The sequence below is a fragment of the Cohnella massiliensis genome (genome assembly GCF_900169535.1).
In the GTDB taxonomy this organism is placed as follows: domain Bacteria; phylum Bacillota; class Bacilli; order Paenibacillales; family Paenibacillaceae; genus Cohnella; species Cohnella algarum.
In genome coordinates, this window is record NZ_LT821258.1 from 731130 (window position 1) to 750283 (window position 19154).

At 58.2% G+C, this 19154-nt stretch carries 10 protein-coding genes and 1 pseudogene; 4 read left to right on the forward strand and 7 right to left on the reverse strand.

The annotated features are described in order from the left end of the window. Window positions 1–421: 421 nt before the first annotated feature. Entirely contained in the window at window positions 422–1537 is a 1116-nt protein-coding gene (locus B7E11_RS12840) for a metallophosphoesterase (protein WP_080834890.1), read from the reverse strand. 623 nt (window positions 1538–2160) lie between these two features. Next, on the reverse strand, window positions 2161–2406 hold the full coding sequence (locus B7E11_RS29545) for a hypothetical protein (RefSeq protein WP_176220722.1): 246 nt from the start codon (window positions 2404–2406) through the stop codon (window positions 2161–2163). Window positions 2407–2456: 50 nt separating this feature from the next. Between B7E11_RS29545 and B7E11_RS12850 the strand changes: the two genes are divergently transcribed. From B7E11_RS12850 to B7E11_RS12865, 4 genes and pseudogenes are all read left to right on the forward strand, one after another. After that, a complete protein-coding gene (locus B7E11_RS12850) occupies window positions 2457–3413 on the forward strand; it encodes an adenylate/guanylate cyclase domain-containing protein (protein WP_176220723.1) in 957 nt (318 codons plus the stop codon). A 22-nt stretch (window positions 3414–3435) separates the two neighbouring features. Beyond that, window positions 3436–6273: an AAA family ATPase gene (locus tag B7E11_RS12855; protein ID WP_080834897.1), complete on the forward strand. Its 2838-nt coding sequence runs from the start codon at window positions 3436–3438 to the stop codon at window positions 6271–6273. A gap of 344 nt (window positions 6274–6617) precedes the next feature. After that, window positions 6618–9896 carry a glycoside hydrolase family 44 protein gene (locus tag B7E11_RS12860; RefSeq protein WP_176220724.1) on the forward strand — a complete coding sequence of 1093 codons (3279 nt, stop codon included), beginning with the start codon at window positions 6618–6620 and terminating at the stop codon, window positions 9894–9896. 54 nt (window positions 9897–9950) lie between these two features. After that, window positions 9951–10432 (forward strand): annotated as a pseudogene (locus B7E11_RS12865) (hypothetical protein). A 179-nt stretch (window positions 10433–10611) separates the two neighbouring features. Here B7E11_RS12865 and B7E11_RS30970 read toward each other — a convergent pair. From B7E11_RS30970 to B7E11_RS12885, 5 genes are all read right to left on the reverse strand, one after another. Next, entirely contained in the window at window positions 10612–10743 is a 132-nt protein-coding gene (locus B7E11_RS30970; protein WP_425430065.1) for a putative holin-like toxin, read from the reverse strand. Window positions 10744–10816: 73 nt separating this feature from the next. Next, entirely contained in the window at window positions 10817–11368 is a 552-nt protein-coding gene (locus B7E11_RS12870; protein WP_176220725.1) for a PHP domain-containing protein, read from the reverse strand. A gap of 223 nt (window positions 11369–11591) precedes the next feature. Beyond that, the gene (locus B7E11_RS12875) at window positions 11592–15686 is read right to left on the reverse strand and encodes a cadherin-like beta sandwich domain-containing protein (protein ID WP_080834903.1); all 4095 of its coding nucleotides are present in this window, start codon (window positions 15684–15686) and stop codon (window positions 11592–11594) included. Window positions 15687–15811: 125 nt separating this feature from the next. Further along, window positions 15812–18358 (reverse strand): winged helix-turn-helix domain-containing protein, encoded by a 2547-nt coding sequence (locus B7E11_RS30640; protein ID WP_080834905.1) that lies wholly within the window; start codon window positions 18356–18358, stop codon window positions 15812–15814. 98 nt (window positions 18359–18456) lie between these two features. Next, on the reverse strand, window positions 18457–19125 hold the full coding sequence (locus tag B7E11_RS12885; protein WP_080834907.1) for a DUF4386 domain-containing protein: 669 nt from the start codon (window positions 19123–19125) through the stop codon (window positions 18457–18459). Between the last annotated feature and the right edge of the window lie 29 nt (window positions 19126–19154).

The following is a 19154-nucleotide window of genomic DNA, read 5'->3' on the forward strand; positions in this document are numbered from 1 at the left end:
CGCCCATTTACATATTTATTTAAAGGTAAATTCGTTATTTTTCATTTATTATATTTGAAAAAAAGAGACATTCTATTATAATTTACAACCAATAATAGTAAAAGGCTTACATTCGCTCTCTAAAAGCCGTACTTAGCTAATGCGAAAATTCGACACGAAACCAATCCAACCTATGCTTACTGTACGTGCCTATCCTTGCCCCACGCGTCTCCCCCGTGCCCAATCAATCCTTTCTTATGCGGATTTTCCCGCCGCTACCGGCCTCCTCGTCTCTTCCTTCCAAATAAAAAACCGCTTCGACATGCTTAAAGTACAGAAAATGTCGTTGAGATTGGAATCGATCGGAAAAGGATACGAGTGAATTTTATTCTTTCCGGCGTTAAAAAAAATAGGCCGCCCTCGCCCGAGGGTACGGCCTACTTTAGTTGGACGGCGCATTCGCGAAGGAGACGTTGATTAGCACGACTTCCGAACGCGAACCGATTCGGATGGGCGGCCCCCAAAAGCCGAAGCCGGACGAAACGACGGAATGCAGCTGCTCTTTCTGCAGATAGCCCCAGTCGTTTTCGAACAGCATTTGCGTAATGAGGTGTCCGGGCGCGATTTGCCCGCGATGGGTATGCCCGGATACGATCAGATCGACGCCCTGCTCGCTCGCGATGTCGAATTCGACCGGCTGATGCTCCAGCAAAAACAACGCGTCCTCGCGATCGACGCCCTCCGTCAGCTGCGCCAGCCCGGCCCGCTCCCCGTCGCTGTAATCTTTGCGGCCGACGATCGTCAGCCAATCGTTTACCTCGACGGCTTCGTCGTAAAGCACCCGCATGCCGCTTTCTTCGAGCAGCGCGATCAGTTCCTCCGTTTCCCCGCGAAACCGGTCATGGTTGCCAAGCGATGCGTAAACGCCGTACGGAGCCTGAATCCGCGCCAGCACCTCCCCGATTCCCTGGTTCCGGTAAGGGACGATGTCGTCGTCGACGATGTCGCCCGGGAATAAAACAAGATCGGGCTTCAGCCGGTTGATTTCGTCGACGAGCCGCTGCGCATGTCGCTTGTTCGACAAATAGTTGAAGTGCATGTCCGAGGCCATGGCGACGGATAGCGTTCCGCTGGCGGGCCCCTGCTTGTCGATCCGAATATCGTAGGTGCGGACGACCGGGCTGAAGGCGTTGAAGCTGCCGAATCCGAGGAGCGCCGCCAGCGCCGTCAGCGTAAGCCAGCCCGCCCATTTATGTACGCGATGGCGCGGAATCCGCGTCAGCCTTGTCAGCCAGACGAGCAGATGCGCGACGGGAAGCAGCATGACGAGCAGACTGAACAACGCCAGCCAGTATGAACCGATGACGCCAAGCAAAATCGAGCCTTCGAATACCCGCGCCAGCATGAAGGACGCGGCGAGAAAAATCAGCGCGACGACGTAAACGATCCGGAACCGGCGCGACACCTTCGGCTTCATCCACGACCAGCCGCTCCAGCCGATGTAAAACACGATCAATGCGTAGACGGCGATAAACGCAATTCCGGCGACAATCTCCATAATGCCCTCCCGCTTGGATGCTAGTCCTATTATAGCATCGATCGTCCGCGCATTCCTTCAACGCAAATGGACCCGACCAAACGGGGAGACGCCTGCGATGCTGCAGCCGGCACCGCCACCGCCCTATTCGGGCTTCGTCGCAAAAACGTGAAATACGAAGAAATAAGGGGAGGATCGGAGTCATGAGTTACTCAACTGCGTGCGGACATGTGCGTATGTGCTTACGGATATGTGCGTATGGAGGGTTGAGATGAGCGGCCGTGACTCAACCGGATCGACGATGTGCTTGCGAAAGTGGTGAGATGAGTCATTTTTACCCAACTGGGTCCGGCCTCTTGCGCCTGACCGGTTCAGATGAATAATTTTTACCCAACTGGGCCCGGCCTCTTGCGCCTGACCGGTTCAGATGAGTCATAATTACCCAACTGGGCCCGCCTTTTTCGCCTGACCGGTTCAGATGAATAATTTTTACCCAACTGGGCCCGGCCTCTTGCGCCTGACCGGTTCAGATGAGTCATAATTACCCAACTGGGCCCGCCTTTTTCGCCTGACCGGTGCAGATGAGTAATTTTTACCCTACTGGGCCCGGCCTTTTTCGCCTAACCGGTTCAGATGAGTCATAATTACCCAACTGGGTCCGGCCTCTTGCGCCTGACCGGTTCAGATGAATAATTTTTACCCAACTGGGCCCGGCCTTTTGCGCCCCCCATAAGCACGAAGCCCCATTTAAATAAGAAGCCCGCCTCTATCTTTTTTCCTCTGAAAATAATATCCATTTCGCCTTCGGAATGTATAATAGAGTTGTTATTCCCCATTCCAAAATAAAAGCCGAGGAACAAGATAAATGTCAAGCGATCTGAACCTTTCAATCTCTCCCCGGACTTCTGCGTCGGACCCGGCGCGGCGGTACGAGGGCGCGATGCTGTTCGTCGATATTTCGGGCTTTTCCGCACTGAGCAAGCGGCTCACCGAGCAGGGCGCGGGCGGCACCGAAAGAATCTCGCTTATTCTCAATGCCTGCTTCGATACGATGATCGCGGCCATCGACCGGGCGGGAGGCGAGGTTATCAAATTTGCGGGCGACGCTCTCTTGGCGGTCTGGAAGGAAGAAGCCGATCGCGATCCGGCTTCCTGCGTGCGGAAGGCGGCGGAGTGCGGACTGTTCCTTCAGCGGGCGCTGCATCGGCGGGAAATGCTTCCCGGCCTTCCGCTCTCGCTCCGCGTTTGCCTGAGCGCGGGCCGGATCGAAGCCTGCCCGGTCGACGGCAGCGGACGCGGACTCGAGCTCGTGCTCGCGGGCGAGCCTTTCGTTCAACTGCGCGCCTGCAGCCCGCACACGGAAGCCGGCAAAGTGCTGCTGTCCGAAGAGGCTTATGCGCGAGTCCGGCATCAATGCGAGGCCGAGCCTTCTCCGGGCGGCGGGGGAGCTTTCGTCGCGCGTTTTCATGCCGGCGCGGAAGCCGGAACGGAAACGGCGCTCGATTCCGCCGAAGCATCCGGTCCGTTTCCGGCGGGGGAATCCGGACGCGTAGACTGGGAAGCCGAAATGCGGACCGTTTCCGTTCTGTTTATCCATCTACCGGACTTCCACGAGCGTCTCGACGCCGGACGTCTCCGGCAGACGGCGGAAGCGATTCGGTTGGCCGCGGAGCAGCATGGGGCAACCGTTCACAAGCTCAGTCTCGACGACAAGGGCTGCTCGGCGATCGCGGCAACCGGCCTGCCGGCTTATACCCACGAAAACGACGCCGCCCGCGCCGTCAAAACGGCGATGGCCGTCCGGCAGCGGCTGACGGAGCTCGGCGCCGGGTTTTTCGATCGGGCTGGCCACCGGACTCGTCTTTTACGGTTCCATAGGCAATGCGAGCAAACGTGAATTTACGAAGATCGGGGACACGATGAATCTGTCGGCGCGCCTTATGCAGCTGGCCCCGGCCGGAACCGTTCTGTGCGACTCCGCGACATGCGAAGCCGCGGGCCCGGCGATCCGGTTTCAGGCCGCGGAAACGGTTCATCCCAAGGGGATGCCCGGTCCGATAAAGGTCTATTCCCCCCTCGGCCTGGCGGACCCGCAGGGCGCCGAACGCCGGACGCTCGTCGGAAGAACGGCCGAAACCGCGCTGCTGGAGCGGCATCTGGAGCGCCTCCTCCAAGGAGAAGGCGGCGTGGTCTGCCTGATGGGCGAAGCCGGCATCGGCAAATCCCTCCTGCTCCGGCAGGCGCAGCTCGAAGCGGAAGGAAGAGGCGCGACCGTTCTATACGGGGAGGCCGACGCCATCGAACAGCGGACGCCTTATTATCCTTGGCGGAGCCTTTTCGTTACGCTGCTGCGCCTGGCCGCGGCGCCCGAAGGTTCGGAGCTTCGCTACGAGCAGGCGCTTCGCATCATCCATGAAGCGACGGAAGATTCGCGGCATCTGGTTCCGCTGCTTTCGGAGGTGCTGCCGTTCGAAATCCCGGACAACGAGTGGACTCGCCAGATGACCGGTCAAATACGCGCGGACAATCTGCACGCGCTCGTCATCCGGCTGATGAAGCGGTTTATGGGCGATGCGCCCTTCGTTCTGATGCTGGATGACGCCCATTGGATCGACTCGTCCACTTGGGCGCTGCTGTTCGCCGTGTCGCAGCAACTGCCGCAAGCGCTCCTTCTCGTCGCTTCGCGGCCGGACGGCGAGCATCAGCATCTGCGCGACCTGCCGTTGCTGAAGCTGCCCTCGGCGACCGTCATTCGGCTTGGTGAGCTGTCGCCTGACGAGACGTTCGAGCTGATCGCCAATCGGCTGGGCGTCTCCCGCCTGTCGGAAGCCGTCGGCAGCTTCATCTCGGAAAAGGCGGAAGGCCACCCGTTCTTCATCGAAGAATTGGCCTACGCCTTGCGCGACAGCGGGTTCATCGAAATCGAGAACGGCGAATGCCGCTTCGCCAGGCAGACGGACGATCTGCGGGAGCTGGATTTCCCGACGACCATACAAGGCATCATCCGGAGCCGCATCGATCGCCTGCCGGCGGACGAACAGCTTGTCTTGAAAGTGGCGAGCGTCATCGGAAGGGCGTTCCCTTACTACGCCTTGCACGGCACGATGCCCATGCCGACCGAGCATGACCGGCTCGAGGGCCATTTGGACCGTCTGACCGAAGCCAGCCTGACGCTGCGGGAGGAAGCCGAAACGGAACCGTCGTATTTGTTCAAACATGTCATTACGCAGCAGGTCAGCTACAACATGCTCGTTCATTCCCAGCGGAAGCAGCTTCACCGCGCGCTGGCGGTCTGGTATGAGAAGCGGCACGCCGATGCGTCCTCCCTTTACGGCGTGCTGGCCTATCATTGGTCCAGGGCGGAGCAGCCCGACAAGACGGTCTATTATTTGGAAAAAGTCGGACTGCAGGCGCTGCGCACCGGAGCTTACAAAGAAGCGGTTCATGTGTTTTCCGAATTGGTGAACGGCCAAGCGGTTCCGGCGTCCGCGGAAACTTCCGCCCGCTGGCACCGGCTGCTTGGGGAAGCTTACATGGGCATCGGGGATATGGCCCAGGCGTCGGAGCGGATCGGCCAGGCCTTAACGCTGCACGGACGCCCTGCGGCTTCGACTTCGAAGCAATTCAAAAGAGACGTGGCCGCCCAGGTCGTTCGCCAGCTCGTCCACCGTACGCTGCCTTCCCGTTTTATCGAAAAACCGGCCGGAAGCCGCGAGTTGCTGCTTGGGCAGGCGCTCTGCCACTGGCGGTTGGCCGAGATCGCGTTTTTTTCCAATATGGCGGCGGACAACCTTTATCATTCGCTGCATGCCATCAACCTGGCGGAACGGGCCGGACCCTCGGCCGAGCTGGCCCAGATTTCCGGCAACATGTGCGTAACCGCCGGCATTATGTCCCTGCACCCGCTTGCCAAAGCTTACATCAAGCAGGCGACGCAAGCGGCGGAACGGACGGACGATCTGTCGGCCAAAGCCTGGGTCAGCATGGACCTTTCGCTTTACTATATCGGAATCGGACAATGGTCCCTTTCCAAGCGGTATTCCGAGCAATCGATGGGCATCTATGAAAAAATGGGGGACCGGCGCTATTGGGAGGCCTCGTCCTACCTGATGGTGAAGGCGCTGGCGTATCATGACGCGGATTTCGGGAAGAGCTCCGCCCTCGCCGAAGCGATTTATTCATCCGGCCGGGCCAGCGGGAACGCCCAGGCCCAATCGTGGGGATTGCTGGCGCTGGCCGAAAACGCCCTCTACGAAGGCCGGGCGGAGGACGCGATCCGTCATCTGACGGAAGCCGAGGCGCTGATTCCGGTCAACATCGGCCGAACGGAAGAAATTCGCCTTTACAATTTGTCGGCTTTGGCTTATATAAAGACGGGTCGAGCGGAGCAGGCGAAGCATTACGCGGGTCTGGGCCTCCCGCTGACGACCGCCTCCAAGCCGACGACGTACTACGCCTTCGACGGATACGCGGCGCTGGTGGAAGCGCTGCTCGCCCTCTGGAATTCGCCCGGCGAGGACCGCGCTTATTACCGCTCCTCGCTCGGCGAAGCGATGAAATCGCTGGAAGGGTTCGCCAAGGTGTTCCCGATCGCCCTTCCGCGTTTTCATGCTTTTGCGGGCATCGTCGCCGGATGCGAAGGCGACTTCGGCAAAGCCCGCAAAAGCTGGAGCCGCAGCCTGCGGCTGGCCCGGAAGCTGGCCATGCCTTACGAAATCGGCTGGACGGAGGCGGAAATCCGGCGCTTTACCCCCTGACCGAGCCGGCCGTACCCAATCGACGAAGGATAACGTGCGGCGGATGCGCAAGGACGCCAGCTTCATCCGCCCGCTCGTTCGCGAACCGCACGATTTTCGATGAAGAGTCGTCGCGTCGGGCGGTTCTACGAACAACCCCCTCCATTTTCCGCTTTCCATGGCAATTGCAGTGCGATTTCCCATGCAAACTCCCCTTGCCGGGCTGTTTCGCGCGGACGCCCCCTATTTTTTTCCTGAATTGTAACCTCCCACACATCTTTTTTCGAATGTACGTGATAACATGGCTGTCGTGCCGATGGAGCACCGAAGCTTTAAAATTCATGCAAAACGGGAGTGGGTTCATGATGGAAGCAACAAAAACGCTCAGGAGAAAACGATGGGCGGCCGCGGCGGCGGCCTGGCTGATGCTGGTTACCGGCGTCTTTCTTCCGCCGGAGCGGCAGGAGGCGCATGCGAACGCGGCGATTCAGGCGGCCGTAACGACGGAAGCGCCCGAAGTCGACCCCGGGGCAAGCACGACGTTCTATGTCGACGTCGCCTCTTCGGAATCGGCCGCGATCCTGGTCGATCTGGAAGTTTTCGACGCTTCGTTCAAACAGCGCGCGCAGCTGATCGTCGACCCCGTGCACGTCGAGGCCGGCGAAACGAAACGGGTTCCGATTATCTGGAACGTTCCGGCGTCGATGCCGGAGGGGTCTTATATTGTCAGCGTCGGCATTTTCGGTTCGGGCTGGGACGCCGACATTTACGAATGGTTCACGGGGGCGGCGTCCATCGCGGTCCGGGGCGGAGGCACGGCTCCGGGAACGCTGCCGGCGCCGGCGGATTTGACCGCGGCCGCGGATCGGACGGCGGTCTCGCTGAGCTGGAGCCCGGTCTCGGGGGCGACGAGCTACGAGCTGGAAGCCGACGGCGCGGTTCTCGAGCTCGGAGCGGACGCGTCCTACGAGCACGCGGGACTGCAGCCGGATACGCAGCATACGTACCGCGTCCGGGCGAAAAACGCCGAAGCCCAAAGCGAATGGAGCCCGGCCGTGACGGCGCGCACGCTGCCCGACACGACGGTTCCGGCATCCGCCATCAAGGTCGAAACGGAAACGGGGACGGAGACGGAATCGCCGATGCTCGGTCCGAACTTCACCATTACGAATACGGGCGACGGACCCGTCAATCTGAACGATTTGAAAATCCGCTATTACTTTACGGTTGACGGCGAGGACATTCCCCTGTCCATCGGATTCTGGAGCACGGTTCCCGCGGACAGCGCCGTCCCGCGCTTCGTGACCATGCCGATTCCTTCCGATAAGGCGGACACGTACTTGGAGTTCGGCTTCAAGCCGGAAGCCGGCACGCTCCATCCGGGATCGTCCGTCATCATCGGCACCTGGATCAACAAAAGCGACTGGTCCAACTTCAACCTAAGCAACGACTATTCGTTTAACGCCTCCGGCACCTCCGTTCCGAACATGAACGTAACGGCCTATCTGGCCGGGGAGCGCGTCTGGGGCGAGGAGCCGGTTCCGCTGGACCTGCCGCCGTTCCCCGGCGGCATCGAAGCCGTTCCTGCCGATACGTCGATTGCGCTCCATTGGCAGCCGGTAGAAGGCGCCGTTTCCTATGTCGTCCTGGCGGACGGCAAGCCGCACGAGGTAAGCGGAACGTCCTTCACGCACGAATGGCTGAGAACCGGCAGCCGTCATACGTACAAAGTAAAAACGAAAACGGAAGCGAAGGAAAGCGTGTGGAGCGCCCCGCTGTCCGTCAAAACGACCGGCCTGCAAGACATTCCGGCGCCCGTGAACCTGAAAGCGACGAAAACCGACACGTCGATCACGCTGTCGTGGGGAGCGCCGCCGGAAGCCGAAATTACCGGCTACGATATCGAAGTCGACGGAACCGTCGTCGATAACGGAACGGCAACGACGTACGCGCACGAAGGGCTGGAGCCGGGGACCGCGCATACGTACCGGGTGCGCGCCAAGGAAAATTCGACCCTCGGCGCCTGGAGCGATCTGCTGACGCAAAACACGACGAATACGCCGACCGGACCGTTCGACGTTCGGATCGATGTCGACACGTCGAAGGATCGGGCGCCGATCAGCCCGTATATTTACGGCACGAACGACGATTTGACGGGCACGGAAAAATGGACGTCCCGCCGCATCGGCGGCAACCGGTTGTCGACGTACAACTGGGAAAACAACGCTTCGAACTCCGGCGACGACGCCGGTCATCACAGCGACAATTTTGTCGCGCATTACTATGGAGGCGTGCCGTGGCATCTGGAGCCGACCGAGCCGGCCATCGGCATTACCGGCTTCCATCAAAAGTCGCTCGATACCGGCGCCTACACGCTGGCCACGCTGCAAACGGCGGGCTACGTAGCCAAAGACGCGAACGGTACCGTCCACGAAAGCCAAACGGCTCCCTCCTCGCGCTGGGTCGAAGTGAAGCCCGAAAAAGGAGCGCCGTTCGACGCAATTCCAGACACCGGCGATTCGTACGTCTATATGGACGAATTGGTCAACTATCTGGTGAACAAATTCGGGGGCGCCTCTTCGCCGACGGGAATCCGCGGCTACGAAATCGACAACGAGCCCGGCATTTGGAGGAAGACGCATCCGTTCATGCACCCGAACCCCTCCGGAGCGGAGGAAGTGCTGAACAAGGGGCTGGCGCTGGCCAAAGCGGTCAAAAAAGTGGATCCGAACGCGGAAATCTTCGGACCGGTAACGTTCGGTTTCGACGATATGTACAGCATGCAGGCGGCGCCCGACTGGCCGCAGCTGCAAGGCTCGTACGACTGGTACCTCGATTATTATCTCGACCAATTCCGCGCGGAAGGCGAAAAGCTGGGGGGCAAACGGCTCCTCGACGTGCTCGACGTTCACTGGTACCCGGAAACGGAAGCCGGAGGCTACCGGATTCAGGATTACAGGTCCAACAACGTGCCGGAAACGAATCTGGCCCGTCTGCAGGCTCCGCGCCAGCTGTGGGATCCGAGCTACAGCGAGCCGGTGGAAACCAGCCGCCTGTTCCGCTGGAACAGCGAGTTTTTCCCGCTGATCCCGAGACTGAACCAGACGATCAACACGTATTACCCGGGCACCAAGCTCGCCTTCACGGAGTACAACTACGGCGGCGAGGACAACGTCTACGGCGGCATCGCCCAGGCGGACGTGTTGGGCATCTATGGCAAATACGGCGTTTACATGGCCAACTTCTGGCGAATGACGGGCGGCGCCACGGCTTCGACGTATATCACCGCGGCGTTTAAATTGTACAGCGATTACGACGGCAACAATTCCAAGTTCGGCGATACGAAGGTAAGAGCCGAAACGTCCGATATCGAGAACAGCTCGGTGTACGGCTCCGTCTATCGGGACAGCGACAACAACCTGCACCTGATCGTATTGAACAAAAACAACGATTACGAAATGAACGCCAGCTTCAACATCGACGGCGGAACGACGTACACATCGGCTCGCGTATGGGCGTTCGACGGCGAAAATGACGCCGTAACGGAGCGCGCTCCGGTCGAGGGAATCGAGAACAATTCGTTTACGTACACGATTCCGAAGCTGACCGCTTGCCACATCGTCCTTAGCGCCGATCCGCAATAACGGACGGGGACAAAACGGCCGGGTTTCTCCAGCAAGGGGAGAAACCCGGCTTTTTTGTCGGCTCCTTCTCTCGGACAGCACGAATTTTCGCCTGATTTTTCATCCGATTTTTGGGGTTCTATCTCCGGCTCCGGCGAGACGGGAACCCAGGCATGGCTGAAGGCCGATTTCAACAAAGGAGCGGACTGGACGTTCAGGGTTATCGCCTACGACATTCCGGTTCTGGGAGACGCCGCGGGTCAGACCGGCTCCTTCACCATTCCGGCCGAGTTCAACGGCGACCTTCTGGCGACGATGGAAGCGCGGTACGAAGACGGCAGCAACGCGGGCCCGCAGAACTGGACGCTTTCAAGGAATTTTCATATACGTTCGAGCCGAATTACGATACCGGGGAAATCGTCCTGAATTCAAACTTTTTCAGGGAGGTCAACGACGGCAACGTGCTGCTGAAGTTCCACTTCTGGAGCGGCGCCGTCGTCGAGTATACGCTGACGAAGGAAGGCGCGAGTATGATGGGGACGGCAGCCGGGGTATAAAGGAAGCCACAGGATTGAAACGCAAATCCTCCGATGGTATACTAAACCTACAAAGTGCTTATAATGCAAAAGGAGCCGTGCGGCTAACACGACTCCCCGAGCAATAGCCGCTTTTAAGGGCGGTAGGCTTGACCAGGCGTAACGGCAGAAATAGACCGCATCCATTGGACAAGGGCGGTCTATTTCTTTTTGTGGAAGGAAAGGAAAAACACAACCAATGTCGCGAATGAAATCATCAGCGTCAATGCTTGGTAGACCTCCACAGGCATCACCTCCCTCCGGGAGATTAGCCGACCGCCCTTATGAGCCATTCTATTGCTTGTTCCATTATATCACGAAGAGGAACGCGCGTTCTATTTTTTTGCCTTCGAAATGGCTTGCCCGTTACAGCTTTCGCTGCCCGGCGCGTCCCCGTTTCATCGCCTTCAGCCTTTCGACGCTTTCGAGCCCGACGTTTTGCGAGCCGAGCGCCTGTTTTGCAGTCCCGTAAAAGCCGTGAAAATCGGACCCGCCCGTCGCGACCAGCCCGAATTGATGCGCCAGCGTCCGGGCTCTCGCCTCGTCGAACGGCCCGTGATCGGGATGCTTGACCTCGATGCCCCGGAGCCCGGCCTCCGCCCATTCCGGGACGGCGTCGTAATTGTCCATCTGGCCGGGATGCGCCAGCACCGGAATGCCTCCCGCGGCAAGGATCGCCCGAATGGCGGACGCCGCATCGACATAAGTCAGCGGGACATAGGCGATTCCCGGCGGAACGCCCTCTCCGCCGCGCGCGAACAGCTTTTTGTACAAAGGGCCGTAAATGGCGTCGCAATATCCCCGATCAGTCAAGGCATGCATAATGTGCTGCTTGTTAACGCCGGTCCCGCCCGCGACGTAGGCCTCCGCTTCCGCCCATTCGATCCGGTAGCCGGCGTCCCGGATTCGGTCGACCATCGTTCGGCAGGCCTCGTTCCGGGCATGGCGGAGAGGCGCGCACAGCTCCTTGATCGCGGGGTGATCCGGTTCCACGTAAAAGCCGAGAAAAGAGGGGCATAAACGATGCGGCTTAAAATGAGTCGCCACGACTCAGCTGGAACGTTAGCGCGCTTGCGGGGCGGCGAACAAGCATTAGCGAACGGGTTGGACCGGCTTCGAAGAGCCCCTTCGCAAGGCTGCTTTACTTGCTTTTTTGCTCCAGCATCCTCAGCAGAACGGTAACGGCTTCCGCTCGGGTTGCCCGAGCATCGGCGCGGAATCGGCCCGTTTCGTTGCCTTCCATAAGGTCAAGTCTCTCTACGGCCGCCACAGCTCCTCTTGCCCACGACGGAATGCTCTTGTCATCCGAAAAGCCGGTTGCCGCGTTTTCTTCAATCGTCAGCTTGAGCGCCTTGGCGATCACCGCCGCCATCTCAGCGCGCGCGATCTCGGAATCCGGACGGAAGGTGCCGTCGGGATAGCCGGCAATTATGCCTGCTTCGACCGCCTGCGCAATGGCTTTTTTCGCCCAGGCTCCGATTGCCGGTTCATCCGCGAAGGTTAGCGCTGCCCCTTCTCCTTCTCCTTCCGGTTTAATCGCATTCATCAGCATGACCGCGAATTCAGCGCGGGTTACAGTCCGGTTCGGTTCGAACTTACCGTCCGTATACCCGTCGGCAATGCCGACGCTTGCCGCTTGCCGAATGGCCGCCTCGGCCCAGTGTCCTGCAATATCGCTGAAGGCAACCTCCGTTTCCGCAGCTTTGGTTACGGCAAAAACCGCGAATTTCGTGAAATGGTCTACCTCGACGACGATATTGCTGCCGCTCGCGGTTCCTCCGATTTCAATCCATTCTTTCCTCACTTCGTCGTAGTAGAAGACGGACGGCCGTTGACCTTCGCTCAGCTTGGCCGGATCGAAAGCGAAAGTCAGCTTAATCGGTGTCTTGAAGTTATCGGCGAAGTTCTTCAGCACTTCGAATACCTCACTGACCGGAACCGCATGATTCGTTAACAACCCTTGGGCGTTCAGCACTCGTTCGATCGTTAGCGTTAATTCTTGATCTGTTGCGCCCGCAGGAATCTCAATCGTTACCCCGTCTTCCAGGCTAACTTCTCCTGCTTTCCCCGCCGGAAGCGACAGTTTCCCGCTCTCGTTCTCGTTCCCATTCGGAGTCACGCTCCCCCCTCCGCCGACGGGAGCAGGACCCGGAGAAGACGGCGGGACCGGATCGGCAGCTCGCGTTACGATTATCGTATACGTCTTCGTTGTCCCGTTTTTGGCCGTCACGACTACGGTTACGGTATTGCTTCCGACGTTCAAGGCAACCGCTTCCGAAGCCGCCCCGCTCGCTGCCGGCGCGCCGTTCACCTTCACTGTCGCTCCGCTGTCCGACAACGTCGGCGTCACCGCGATGCTGCTCACGCTATTGTCCACGCTGGCCGCGTAGCTGACCGTGCCCAGCGCAAACGCCGGGGTCAGCGTTCCGGCAGACAGCTTCAGGCCGCTCAGATCCGCGTCCGCGTCATTGCTCGGCGGCGCTGCCGCGCGCGTCACCCGGACCGTATACGTCCTCTCCGTCGTTCCGTCCTCCGCCGTCACCGTGACCGTAATCGCGTTGTCGCTTCCTACGCTTAGCGGTTTCGCTTCCGACGGAGTGCCGCTTTCCACCACAACTCCGTTCACCTTCACTGTCGCTCCGCTGTCCGACAACGTCGGCGTCACCGCGATGCTGCTCACGCTATTGTCCACGCTGGCCGCGTAGCTGACCGTGTCCGGCGCAAACGCCGGGGTCAGCGTTCCGGCAGACAACGTCAGGCCGCTCAATTTCGCGTCATCGCTCGGAACGTCGGCCGAATGCGTTGCCTCGATCGTGTATGTCTTCGTCGTCGTTCCGTCCTCCGCTTCCACCCGAATCGTGATCGTCGTGTTATCCATTACGCTCAGCCAAATCGGTCCCGAAGCGATGCCGTTTGCTACGAGCTCACCGTTTACGTACACCTGCGCATTGGGGTCCGCAAGCGCAGGCGTCAACTGAATGCTCCTCACGTCATAATGAACATAGGCAACATAACTTTTCTGATCGGGATCGAACTCCGGGACAAGCGTACCGGTCGACAGCGCCAGGCCGCTCAAATCCGCATTGCTGCCGGGAGGCTCCGCCGTACGCGTCACCTGGACCGTATATGTCTTCTTCGTCGTTCCGTCCTCCGCCGTCACCTCGATCGCGATCGTATTGCCGCTTCCAAGCGGGATGGCTTTCGACGGCGTGCCGTTCGCCACGACAGCGCCGTTTACCGTCACCGTCGCGCCGTCGTCCGCCGGCGTGGCCATCACCGTGATGCTGCTCACGCTCATATCGACCCTTACGGAATAGCTTGTCGTGCCGGGAGCAAAATACGGTCGCAGTGTCCCGCTCGACAGCGTCAGCCCGACCAGTTCCGCATCGCTGCCCGGCGGTCCTGCACGCGTTACCGCCACGATGTAGGTTTTGGTCGATGCGCCGTCCTCCGCTCTCACCTCAATCGCGATCGTATTGCCGCTTCCCACGCTCAGCGGAATATCTTCCGACGGCTCGCCGCTTGCCGCCGCCTTGCCGTTTACGGTCGCCGTCGCTTTCGTATCCGATACCGTCGGCGTTACCGTAATTCGATCCACGAGATGGCTGACGCTGGCGAAATAGATTGTCGTGTCGGGTTCGAAATCCGGGCTTAACGTTCCGCTGGATAATGCCAGTCCGCTTAGATCCGCATCGCTGCTGGGCGGCACGGCGCGCGTGACCTCCACTGTATAGGTTCTGGTCGATGTGCCGTCCTCCGCCGTCACTTCGATCGCGATCGTATTGCCGCTTCCCGCGCTCAGCGGAATATCTTCCGACGGCTCGCCGCTTGCCGCCGCCACGCCGTTTACGGTCACCGTCGCTTTCGTATCCGATACCGTCGGCGTTACCGTAATACGATCCACGAGATGGCCGACGCTGGCGGAATAGCTTGTCCTGCCGGGTTCGAAATTCGGGGTTAACGTCCCGCTCGACAGCGTCAGCCCGCTTAAATCCGCATCGCTTCCGGGCGGCCCGGCACGCGTTACCGCCACGATATAGGTTTTGGCCGATGTGCCGTCCTCCGCCGTCACCTCGATCTCGATCGTATTGCCGCTTCCCACGCTCAGCGGAATATCTTCCGACGGCTCGCCGCTCGCCACCGCCTCGCCGTTTACGGTCACCGTCGCTTTAGAATCCGACACTGTCGGGGTTACGGCGATGCTGCCTACGCCATGCTCCACACTGGCCGTATAACTCGTGGTTCCGGAAGCAAGCTCGGGACTCAGCGTCCCGCTCGACAGCTCGAGTCCGCTCAGATCCGTATTCGTATATTGCATAATTTTCCCTTCGTTTCCTACGGCAACATACATTCCTTTCCCGTAAGCAACGCTTCGCAACTCAACGGGAGCCGGAGAAGGAAACGGCCTCCAGCTCGTTCCGTCCGCGGAGGTTGCGACCGTACCGTCCCGTCCCACCGCCATAAACGTTCCGTTCGTATAACTAACGCCAAAAAGATGAGACATCGCGCCGGCCGACCCCAGCGTCCAGTTCTCCCCCATATCGAATGAGGACACTGTAGTTCCGAGGGAGCCGCCTGCCACAAACCTGCCGTTGCCGTAAGCGATTCCCCCAAGATACCAGTCGGTGCCTGACGTGCGGCTTGACCAATTTTGTCCGTCCGCGGAGATCAGAATCGTTCCTCCGTCCCCCACCGCCACGAATTTTCCGTTGCCATAGGCGACGCCATAAAGCATTTCGGATGTGTTCGACGTTCGACTTGTCCAGTTCTCCCCGTCGTCAGAGCTGACGATCGTTCCTTCGTGTCCTACCGCCACATAAATGCCGTTTCCGTAAGCAACGCTTTCAAGAGGCTCCGCCGTACCCGATGTCGATTGATGATTCGCCCATGCTTCTCCGTCAACGGAGGTCATAATCAACCCGGAGTACCCCACGAGCACGAATTTGTCGTGATCGTCGTCAAAAGTGATACCGTTTAGCAAAAATGGCGTATCTATCGCGGGACTGCCGGTCCAGGTTACTCCATCGCCGGATCTTGCGATCCATCCGCTCTCCCCGACCGCCACAAACGTGCCGTTGCCAAAGCTGATGCCGCGCAGATCGTTTAACGTGCCGGAATCGGGTTTCGTCCAGCCCGATTCATCCGGTACGAGTCCGGAAGCGCCCGCAGGCGGCGCAGGGATCAGGCTTGCAGCGATTAATAAAACCAATACAAAAGACAGATATTTTCTAATCATGAATATTCCCTCGGCTTTCCTCTGGTTTAGCGCAACCCATTCCTCTACTTTAAAACGAAGCGAATCAAAAAAAACCTACCCGAAAAGGTAGGCTGACGATAAAAATGGGGTAGGTAGGCGTTTCTTCATCCGAGGATACCGTATTGATTGCCAAGCCGAATCGCTTGCGCCCGATTGCGCGCGCCCAGCTTGCGATAAACGTTTTTCACATGGAATTTCACCGTGTCCAACGCAATATTCAACTCATACGCGATCTCTTTGTTTATCCGCCCGTCCGCGATCAAATACAGCACTTTCGCTTCCTGCTCGGTCAAAAGTTCTTTCGGCGATGGTTCTTTCAACCCGCCATTGCGCGCAACGTCCAGAAGGCGCCCGATATAATCCAAAGGAAGCCACGAATGAGCTGATCCCTGTCCCTGCGTCAGAAGCTCGGCCAGCATCTCTCCCATCTCCGGACCTTCGTCGACAAAGCTCCGAATATAGCCCGCCGGTTCCGCCAATCGCAATGCCGTCCCCAACGGAACGAAAGCCTCTTGCAAATGACCTGAATGCCGAAGTACCGTACTCCGCGCGATCAACAGCTTAATCCGTACCCGAAGGCGATTTTCCTTCTCGGCCAACCGTTGCAGCTTTTCGAGCAGATGGCTTGCTTCCTCCGTTCGTTCGGCCGCCGCCAAAACCTTTGCCAGTACCAAATGCTCCTCAAAGCGATGCATGAAGACCTCGTCCATATGCGAGAGCCCGCAACGTTCCGACCAGTCGAGCGCCTTCCGGATGTGCCCTTGACGCAAAAATAGATGAGCTTGCTCCGCTTCGATCCTCCGCATAATGATTCGAGCATCCGGCGAATCGATAGACATACCGAGCCGCGTTAGCGATTCGACTGCTTGTTCCCCTTTGCCCAAAGCCTGCTGGAGCCCCGAAAACGCAAGATGAAGTTGAATCCGGATCCACAGGTTCGACTGAAGATCCTCCCGGCCCATGGCCTGACCGAGATAGCGCTCCGCCTCTTCCAGACGGTTCCACTCATAGAGCAGCATAATATACGTCAAGTACTGGTATCCGACGAAAGGATAATTCTTTTTCGTCTCGCTGGCCTTAATTCTCTTCAGCAGAAATTTCTCCACGACCTGGAGGTCGTTGGCCAACGATAAAAGATCCGTGAATTGATCGTAGCCCTGATACCGATTGCTTCCAAAATTCTGAAAGCCGCTGCCTTCCGGCAAATATAAATCAAGCAGCTCGAAATAATGCGACGTCCGGGGCAAGTCCTGCTGCAGGTACGAGATAATCCCCCGGAAATAGCAAAGATTGCCCATCAACCGGTTCCATTCCGGCTCGGGAACCGAATCCTTTAGCGCTTCGAATCGATGCTCCGCTTGCTCGGCTCTGCCCATCGCTTGATTCCATTCTCCGTCGACCACCAGTTTCGAGATATAGAACAGCTCGAACGCCGGTTTGCGTTCATAGCTGCTTTCCGGAAGAGACGCAATCCATTTTAAGAGCACATTGCTCTTCGATTGCATAAGTTCCGGGAGAACCCGTTCGATCAGCCGGACGGCATCGTCCGTCTGCCTAGCCTTGATATAATGCTCGATCGCCTCTTCGTCGAGTCCCTGACTTTCGTGCCACTTCGCGGCGCGAGCATGGGATTGCCTCCGCAGCTCCGGATTTTCTCTGGAGCCGATCCTCTGCAGGAAATCGGACAACAGATGATGATAACGATACCAATTCCGCCGGTCATCCAGCGGAATCAGAAACAAATTTAATTGCTCCAGCCGCTCCAGGTTCTCCTGGCTGTCCGCCCTTCCCGTTACGGCCTGACACAAATCCCGGTTCATTCTGGCGAGCACGGAGGTCGCCAGCAGGAATTCTCGCATGGATGCCGGCTGATGCCCATAGACCTCTTCCAGCAAAAAATCGAAAATATCGCGCTGACTGCCGTTAAAATGGCGAATGGACTCGGCAATATTGCCGCCGCGTTTCAGCGTAATGGCCGCGAGCTGCAGGCCGCTCACCCATCCTTCCGTCTGCCGGAACAGCTCCGCCACCTGTTCGTCCGTTAGCGTTATTTTCATCATGTCCCTAAAAAAAACAACGCCTTCATCCAAACTAAACTGCAAGTCATTCGTATCGATACGATTTACTTCGCCTTTGGCCAACAGTCTTGCAGTAGGGAACGCCAGGTCGGTACGGCTTGCGATATAAAAATGGGCGCGGGGAGGCAAATACTCCAAAAGGTAGCTGAGAGCATGATGGATGGCGGGAAACTCAATGAGGTGATAGTCGTCCAGCACGACAACCAGCTCATCGTTTAACTGATTCAGCTCGTTCAAAAACGCCGAGATCGCAGACTCGAAGGATGCCGCGGACTCCGACTCCGGAAGAAAGCCCAGCGCATTGCCGAAGCCGGGAACTCTCTCCCGAATGGAAGATAACACGCAATTCCAAAAAGGAGTCCAATCATTATCCAGCCTGTCCAAAGCAACCCAGGCCACCAGCGCGCCGCTTTGTTTCGCCCATTCGCCGAGCGCCGTTGTTTTGCCATAGCCGGCCTGTGCGGACACGAGCGTCAGCTTGACTCCTAACCCTTCGTCAAACTTGCTCATCAGCCTCGGCCGGGATACCAATGATTTGCGACTATGAGGGACTTGAATTTTGGACTGGATCATGGTGGTGCATCCCTCCGGTAGAGGTCATTCTTTTCTTTTGAATATATCACAACTTGCCCCTTATGGAGAGGTCGACTCAAACCTGGGCCATCGGCAAATTACGGGCGCCGCCGTTCCTCCGTGCGCAGATGAAATCCCTTGACGATCAGCCAAACCGGCAAAACGATTTCGAATATCGCTCCCGGAATAAAGAGAACGGTTCCCGAATCCAAGCCGACGATCGACAGACAGCTGCTGGCCAGCAATCCCGCATACCCGATAAAACCGACGACGGACAACCATCGCGGAACCAACCTCGATCGATAGAGGATATAACAAAACAACAAGCTGCCAACCCCCAGCACGATCATCGCCATTTCGAACAGCATGAAGTGAGCATCCACGGCCAAATGGCCTACCGTTTGCAAATAGGAGTCGCCGGAAGTTCCTGCGGAAACGGCCTGATCGCTTAAGGCGAGAAGGACAAGCGGACCGATTAAACTCATGATGAGCAGCGCAGACTCCAAAATCCGGGAACCGAAGTACCCCGACGCAAACGCTTCATTATATTTCTTTAAAACAGGGTGCAGAAGCATGGCAATCCCCACAACCGCTATCGCATTGATCAACTCCAGGAACACTCCCGCGAACACGTTTGTTCGGTCGGCGTCCATGCCGGCGAGCAAATCCGTCCGATGCAAAATAGGATCCAGCATTCCGCTTCCAATCAGAAATGCCGCCGTCGACACCAGAAACAACGCCCCTGCCGCTCTTGCCTTCATTTTCATGCTTGATCTCCTCTTGGCTCGTTTTAGTT

Bases quoted from the DNA above. Each gene is read 5' to 3' on its own strand.
- B7E11_RS12840 (WP_080834890.1), bottom strand. From the start codon at position 1,537: ATGGAGATTGTCGCCGGAATTGCGTTTATCGCCGTCTACGCATTGATC.
- B7E11_RS12850 (WP_176220723.1), top strand. From the start codon at position 2,457: ATGCTGTTCGTCGATATTTCGGGCTTTTCCGCACTGAGCAAGCGGCTC.
- B7E11_RS12855 (WP_080834897.1), top strand. From the start codon at position 3,436: ATGAATCTGTCGGCGCGCCTTATGCAGCTGGCCCCGGCCGGAACCGTT.
- B7E11_RS12860 (WP_176220724.1), top strand. From the start codon at position 6,618: ATGGAAGCAACAAAAACGCTCAGGAGAAAACGATGGGCGGCCGCGGCG.
- B7E11_RS30970 (WP_425430065.1), bottom strand. From the start codon at position 10,743: ATGGCTCATAAGGGCGGTCGGCTAATCTCCCGGAGGGAGGTGATGCCT.
- B7E11_RS12870 (WP_176220725.1), bottom strand. From the start codon at position 11,368: ATGGTCGACCGAATCCGGGACGCCGGCTACCGGATCGAATGGGCGGAA.
- B7E11_RS12875 (WP_080834903.1), bottom strand. From the start codon at position 15,686: ATGATTAGAAAATATCTGTCTTTTGTATTGGTTTTATTAATCGCTGCA.
- B7E11_RS30640 (WP_080834905.1), bottom strand. From the start codon at position 18,358: ATGATCCAGTCCAAAATTCAAGTCCCTCATAGTCGCAAATCATTGGTA.
- B7E11_RS12885 (WP_080834907.1), bottom strand. From the start codon at position 19,125: ATGAAAATGAAGGCAAGAGCGGCAGGGGCGTTGTTTCTGGTGTCGACG.